The sequence below is a fragment of the Iningainema tapete BLCC-T55 genome (assembly GCF_014698965.1).
Classification (GTDB): domain Bacteria; phylum Cyanobacteriota; class Cyanobacteriia; order Cyanobacteriales; family Nostocaceae; genus Iningainema; species Iningainema tapete.
The window spans coordinates 20,157-27,122 of sequence record NZ_JACXAE010000132.1 but is presented as its reverse complement, the minus strand read 5'-3'; the positions used below and the strand labels follow the sequence as shown (position 1 = coordinate 27,122).

The following is a 6,966-nucleotide window of genomic DNA, read 5'->3' as shown; positions in this document are numbered from 1 at the left end:
TCAGATGGCACAGTGCGGTTGTGGGATAGTAAAGGCAAGCAAGTCGCTACCTTAGGAGGTCATCAGGGTTACGTAATGTCAGTAGCAATAAGCACAGACAAGCAGACAATTGTCAGTGGTGGTTTAGATGGCACAGTGCGGTTGTGGGATAGTAAAGGCAAGCAAGTCGCTGAATTGAGAGGTCATCAGGGTCCCGTATTATCAGTAGCAATAAGCACAGATAAGCAGACAATTGTCAGTGGTGGTGAAGATGGCACAGTGCGGTTGTGGGATATTAGATTCGAGTCTTGGTTAAAAGCAGCGTGTGAGCGATTACAGGATCATCCTGTTTTCAAAGAACTTAAAACTCCTGAGGCAAGAGGAGCTAAGGTAACTTGTGAGCGATATTTGCGTTGATGTAGTAGTTTGATTTAATCTGGTGTCATAGTCAGCTTTCTCAATAAAAGAAAGGAGGAGCCATATGTCCTTGTGAAGATACAGCGCTTTGCATCTAAATGGAGTATACCCCTCCCTACCCTCCCCTTAGCAAGGGGAGGGTGCGCGATAGCGCGGATGGGGTATTTTTGTACTTCATAAAGTTGAAATCTGCTGTATGATAATCAGGTTGTCATGGCTGATACACGAATCCGCAACTGTGAAGGCGTGCCACTCTACTCTTTTACAAGACGGTTGTCAAAAATCGGACTCACATGTTAAACAAGCTGCATGGCTGATAAACGAGTCCGCAACTGTGGAGGCGATCGCCACTTTACTGTTTTACCTGACGTTTGTCAAAAATTGGATAAGAATGGTTAAACGACTGATAGATCCTCATAAATATGTGGTGGTCAGGTTGCCGTAGCCGATAGCGACTGTGAAGGTAATTGCTCTTTGAGTAGTGCGCGGGGTGCGATGGACATTCCTTATTGCTTTATTGATTTATCTTCTTTAGGAAATGAACACTCCACAGTAATTTTCATATTACTTTTAGCAGTGCCTTTTGTAACATAAGGAACTCCTGCTTCTCCACCCATTTCGATCCCGAATTCCAAAGTGACTTTATTGACATTAGCAACAGGAATTTGCTTAAAAGCGTTCAAGGTATAAACTGTGTAAGCCCGAATTGTGTTCTGAATCGCCAAAAAATTTTGCATCATTTTTTGTCTTACTTGATCGGGACTTATCCCCTTATCAACTAGCGCTTCTTCTTCGTCTGAGGCTGGTTCTTCTGTACTAATTATAGGAACACTCACATCCTCTGTAACTTCAATGTAGATGATTGTGTTGTCATCTAGTTTAATGGGTGTAAGTTTAGTCATTAAATGAACTCCTGGTATCAGTGATTATAGTAATTACTATAGATTTATGAAACTTTTTACGGAAATTGTCCTATATTTTTTGTATCTCCTAAGTGGATGATGCTGATAAAATCATTTTATAGGAATCTCTTCTACTTATGATTCGGGATGCATTGGTAGTAGGAATCAATACTTACAGCTATGAGCGTTTGCGTCCCCTGACAGCACCAGCACAGGATGCAGAGGCTATAGCCAAACTGCTAGAACGGTACGGTCAATTTAACGTTAAACGAATACCAAGTGTCAAGGATAAGGAAAATAACACTGTTCGTGTTGGTCAAAAAACTGTAGTAACGTTAAATCAATTAGAAGAGGCTATAGTCCAACTATTTAAGCCTGAAGGGAAGAGTATCCCAGATACAGCACTGTTGTATTTTTCCGGACATGGATTACGGAAAAACCGGGGAATTCAGCAAGGCTTTTTGGCGACAAGTGATGTTAACCCAGACTCAGGTAATTGGGGTTTGTCTTTGCAATGGTTACGTCAACTACTGCTGGAAAGTGAGGTAAAACAGCAGATTATTTGGCTAGATTGTTGTTATAGTGGTGAGTTAGTAAATTTTGCTGAGGCAGATCCAGGAGACAGGGGTAAAGGACGAGATAGGTGTTTTATTGCGGCATCTAGAGAGTTTGAAGTGGCTTATGAAGCTATTGGCAGCAGTCATAGTGTTTTGACACAAGCTTTGTTACTTGGGCTTGAACCGAAACAAGAACAGGAACAATGGGTAACAAACTATACTTTAATAGATATTCTCAATCAGCATTGGGCAAACTATCCTCAACGTCCTATCTTTGCTAATTCTGGGAGTGCGATTAATCTCACACGCATTTGGTCAACGCAAAGAGAAGAATCGGTTTATACTGTAACTGGTAGGGTTTGTCCTTATCGTGGGTTGCAATATTTTGATTGTAAAGAGTCAGATGCTCAGTATTTTTTTGGAAGAGAAGTATTAACGGATCAACTCTTAGAAAAAGTTCGTACTAGCAATTTCTTGGCAGTTTTGGGAGCATCAGGGAGTGGAAAATCCAGTGTTGTTAGGGCGGGTTTACTGTATCAAATTAAACTAGGACGGCGGTTGTCAGGGAGTGAAAATTGGCAGATTAAGATTTTTCGCCCTGGTGAGCATCCCCTCCACAGTTTAGCACTGGCTTTTGTGGATTCGGGGTTGTCAGATATTGACAGAGCATCTCAACTAGCTAAGGCAGAGGAATTGCTTGCCAAGGGCGGAGTTGGTTTAGGACAATTGATTAACGCTACTGATGCTGAGCGGGTAGTGTTGGTGGCGGATCAATTTGAGGAAGCTTTTACTTTATGTCAGAATATTAGCGATCGCCAAAGATTTTTTGAATGTTTGCTCGGTGCTTTGCCTTATACTGGTAATAAACTCTGCATAGTACTGACGATGCGGGCAGATTTTTTTGGCAAGTGCGCCGAACAAGAATATAGTGGATTGGCACAACAGATTCAGCAACATCTGGTGACAGTGACACCGATGACTAAGGAAGAACTAACAGAGGCAATTACCGCACCAGCTAGGAAGGTGGGTTTGCAGATACAAGAAGAACTAGTACAGCAAATTATTTCTGATGTCGAGGGTTCACCAGGAAGTTTACCATTGTTGCAGTACACCTTGACAGAACTTTGGCAGCAGCAGCAATTTACTTTAGCCGCATATACCCGCTTGGGTGGTGTCAAGGGAACTTTAGAAAAACGTGCCACAGAGGTTTATGAGTCTTTGTCAAGAGAGGAACAACTTGTTGCAAAGCGGATTTTTCTAGAATTAACGCAGTTAGGAGAGGGAACAGAGGATACCCGTAGGCGAGTTTTGCTCGATAATTTGGTGTCATCACCGCAACAAAAGGCTGTGGTAGAACGAGTAATTGGTAAATTAGCAGATGAAAACGTTCGCTTATTGGTGACAAGTACCTTGGTGGAAAAAGGAACAGAATCAGGAATCAGGGCAGTAGTGGATGTTGCTCATGAGGCATTGATTCGTAATTGGTTGCTGTTACGCCAATGGGTTGCAGAAAACCGAGAAGCTTTGAGACAACAACGCAAAATTGAGTCAGAAGCCCAAGAGTGGCAAGATAATAGCAAGGGAAATGATTACCTGCTGCAAGGAGCAAAACTAGCACAGGCAGAAGATTTTTTACCTAGCTACGGTGAACAAATTTCTTTGAGTAGTTTAGCACAGGATTTGATTGCAGCTAGTAGAGCAGAGCGGGAGCGAAGAGAACAAGTTGCAGAAGAAAGCCGACAGCGAGAGTTGCAGCAAGAAAGAAAAGCACGCCATGCAGCACAAAATACCATAGCCCTAGTAAGTATAGTGGCGATTTTTGCCGTTGGGCAGTGGATAAAAGCTGAAGAGCAATTTAACATTGCTCTGTTACAAGGCTTGAATACAATTGCCACAATATCTAATGACTCAGATTTGAACCTTAATGCTTTAATTAACAATGTGAAAGCAGGGAAGCAACTACAAAAAGTCGAACATTCAGTGAAAGTAGATGCAGGCATCAAGATGCAGGTTTTGGCGAATTTGCACCAAGTCATTTACGGGGTGAGAGAACAAAACCGTCTCATTAAACATGACGCTGAGGTTACTAGTGTAGCATTCAGCCCCGATAGCAAAACTCTTGCCTCTGCAAGTTCTGACTCAACCGTGAAACTGTGGCGCACCGATAGCAGTTTGATTACTACCCTCAAACATGACGCTGCGGTTAATAGTGTAGCATTCAGCCCCGATAGCAAAACTCTTGCCTCTGCAAGTTCTGACAAAACCGTGAAACTGTGGCGCACCGATGGCAGTTTGATTACTACTCTCAAACATGACGCTATGGTTGATAGTGTAGCATTCAGCCCAGATGGCAAAACACTTGCCTCTGCAAGTTGGGACAAAACCGTGAAACTGTGGCGCATTGATGGCAGTTTGATTTCTACCCTCAAACATGACGCTGCGGTTAATAGTGTAGCATTCAGCCCCGATGGCAAAACACTTACCTCTGCAAGTTCGGACAAAACCGTGAAACTGTGGCGCACTGATGGCAGTTTGATTACTACTCTCAAACATGACGCTATGGTTGATAGTGTAGCATTCAGCCCAGATGGCAAAACACTTGCCTCTGCAAGTTGGGACAAAACCGTGAAACTGTGGCGCATTGATGGCAGTTTGATTTCTACCCTCAAACATGACGCTGCGGTTAATAGTGTAGCATTCAGCCCCGATGGCAAAACACTTACCTCTGCAAGTTCGGACAAAACCGTGAAACTGTGGCGCACTGATGGCAGTTTGATTACTACTCTCAAACATGACGATGAGGTTTATAGTGTAGCATTCAGCCCCGATGGCAAAACACTTGCCTCTGCAAGTAGGGACAAAACCGTGAAACTGTGGCGCATTGATGGCAGTTTGATTACTACTCTCAAACATGACGCTGAGGTTAATAGTGTAGCATTCAGCCCCGATGGCAAAACACTTGCCTCTGCAAGTTTGGACGAAACCGTGAAACTGTGGCGCATTGATGGCAGTTTGATTACTACTCTCAAACATGACACTAAGGTTACTAGTGTAGCATTCAGCCCCGATGGCAAAACTCTTGCCTCTGCAAGTTATGACAAAACCGTGAAACTGTGGCGCATTGATAGCAGTTTGATTTCTACTCTCAGGCATGACGCTATTGTTGATAGTGTAGCATTCAGCCCCGATGGCAAAACTCTTGCCTCTGCTAGTTGGGACAAAACCGTGAAACTGTGGCGCATTGATGGCAGTTTGATTTCTACCCTCAGGCATGACGCTGCGGTTAGGAGTGTAGCATTCAGCCCAGATGGCAAAACACTTGCCTCTGTAAGTTATGACAAAACCGTGAAACTGTGGCACAGCGATGGCAGTTTGATTTCTACTCTCAGGCATGACAATACGGTTTGGGATGTAGCATTTAGCCCAGATGGCAAAACTCTCGCCTCTGCAAGTTCGGACAAAACCGTGAAACTGTGGCACAGCGATGGCAGTTTGATTTCTACTCTCAAAGGGCATGACGCTGAGGTTTTTAGTGTAGCATTCAGCCCCGATGGCAAAACTCTCGCCTCTGCTAGTCGGGACAAAACCGTGAAACTGTGGAATTTCAATTTGGATGATTTGCTCGATCGCAGTTGCAAATGGCTACATGACTATCTGAAAAACCCAGATAACGGCATGAAGCAAGATGATCCGGATCGCCGTGTTTGTGATAGTGTTTAATGAGGTGAACCTTTTTTTCTCACGCAAAGGCGCTAAGACGCCAAGAAGAGCGCTAAAAAATGTGGTAATTGTGTGAAAACTGCTGCAATTGGCGTGGCGCAGGAAAGAAAAAACCCGCGCCCAGTCCTTAGTGCTTTATATAAGTAACGTTAATTCATCAATGGTCATTATTGTGGCATTTACCTTATCAATCACGAGTAAATCTTGACATTTTCCGTATCGAAAAACTCGAAGCTCCTAAATCCATAAAATTCCTCTAAGAATTTCTGCTCAACACAGTGGAACTTCATCTCTGCAATCCTATTACGTCGCCGCAAGCCTTCCATTGCCCATTGCATATGCTCAGACTCAAGCCCACCTTTAATATGCACAGTCTTCACCTGCTGCCCTTGCTTTCCAGTTAGCCAAGGATACCTGCACACTAAGCGATAGTGGCAATTCTCATCCATCCACTGTTTAAACCTTCGCCCTCCGCTTCTGCGCTCTGGGCGGTACTTTAAGTTTGTATGATATCTCTTGATTATTGTATAAAACGGCGCTACCCATCCTGAAGATGCGATCGCCTGACTTTTCTCCAATACCTCATCATAATGCATCGGGCTAAATTGTCGTCCGTCGCGGTAGACAACAAACTTATCTTTATCTAGTCCTATCGCCTCGTATCCCAATGTACTCTCGATAAAGCCTTTTAGCTCGATTAACTTCCAGTCTTTGGCAAAAGTCCCAATCTTGGTAATTCTACCGTTATCCACTGTCGTTGCCCCGCGCACAACAGCAGCCACAACCAGCCGCTTTTTAGCTAAAGCCCAAGCTTTAGCAAGAGCCTCCTGCCTTTCAGCGGGGTTTTCAATAACGTTGAGAACATAGGAAAACATCACTGTATCTGCTGATTCTAGCTCAATGTTAGGGAAATAATACGGGTCCCATCCCGTGCATTGGTATCCCAGCTTATTCAGTTGCCTTACATCTCCCCCCCTGCCACAGCCGTAATCCAGCAGTGTCTCCTCTTTGCCAATTATCTTTTTCTTGACTATCAACCTTGCAGTAGAAGAAAGCCTATATCTAAACTGTGCTGCTAAGTGTGAATTATTCAAAATGTGGTTCTAAACGCTACTCTTAAACCATATTTATGTACTTAGGCTTTCCTCAACCGCGATCCTACCTTAAACCTTATGTGTCAAAATTATCGGGTTAAAACATCATCCAAGCCTTTAATTGGTAATACTAATTACATATTAAGCTGCCGTGTCCGATGTGAAGCGCAATTTTGAATAACCGCAACCATCAACTTATGATAGGCGATCGCACATCCACCCCCTACATATCGGACTAACAAATTATCCCTTCAAGCTTATATCGAGTGTACACTCGTTAATGCTATAATTTTAGAT

At 43.5% G+C, this 6,966-nt stretch carries 4 protein-coding genes; 2 read left to right on the top strand and 2 right to left on the bottom strand.

Going from position 1 to position 6,966, the window contains the following annotated elements; genetic code table 11:
• The coding region (locus tag ICL16_RS43075; protein ID WP_420485341.1) for a WD40 repeat domain-containing protein at positions 1–396 on the top strand (396 nt) is incomplete at its 5' end.
• Positions 397–902: 506 nt separating this feature from the next.
• On the opposite strand, the gene ICL16_RS43070 is transcribed toward ICL16_RS43075, so the two are convergent.
• On the bottom strand, positions 903–1,298 hold the full coding sequence (locus ICL16_RS43070) for a CU044_2847 family protein (protein WP_190838612.1): 396 nt from the start codon (positions 1,296–1,298) through the stop codon (positions 903–905).
• Between the two features lie 137 nt (positions 1,299–1,435).
• Here ICL16_RS43070 and ICL16_RS43065 point away from each other — a divergent pair, with 137 nt between their 5' ends.
• On the top strand, positions 1,436–5,575 hold the full coding sequence (locus ICL16_RS43065) for an nSTAND1 domain-containing NTPase (RefSeq protein ID WP_190838610.1): 4,140 nt from the start codon (positions 1,436–1,438) through the stop codon (positions 5,573–5,575).
• 191 nt (positions 5,576–5,766) lie between these two features.
• On the opposite strand, the gene ICL16_RS43060 is transcribed toward ICL16_RS43065, so the two are convergent.
• Positions 5,767–6,669, bottom strand: a complete 903-nt coding sequence (locus tag ICL16_RS43060; RefSeq protein WP_190838608.1) for a DNA phosphorothioation-associated putative methyltransferase — start codon at positions 6,667–6,669, stop codon at positions 5,767–5,769.
• Between the last annotated feature and the right edge of the window lie 297 nt (positions 6,670–6,966).

Excerpts from the sequence above, each read along its gene's own strand:
- ICL16_RS43070 (WP_190838612.1), bottom strand. The coding sequence starts at position 1,298 with ATGACTAAACTTACACCCATTAAACTAGATGACAACACAATCATCTAC.
- ICL16_RS43065 (WP_190838610.1), top strand. The coding sequence starts at position 1,436 with ATGATTCGGGATGCATTGGTAGTAGGAATCAATACTTACAGCTATGAG.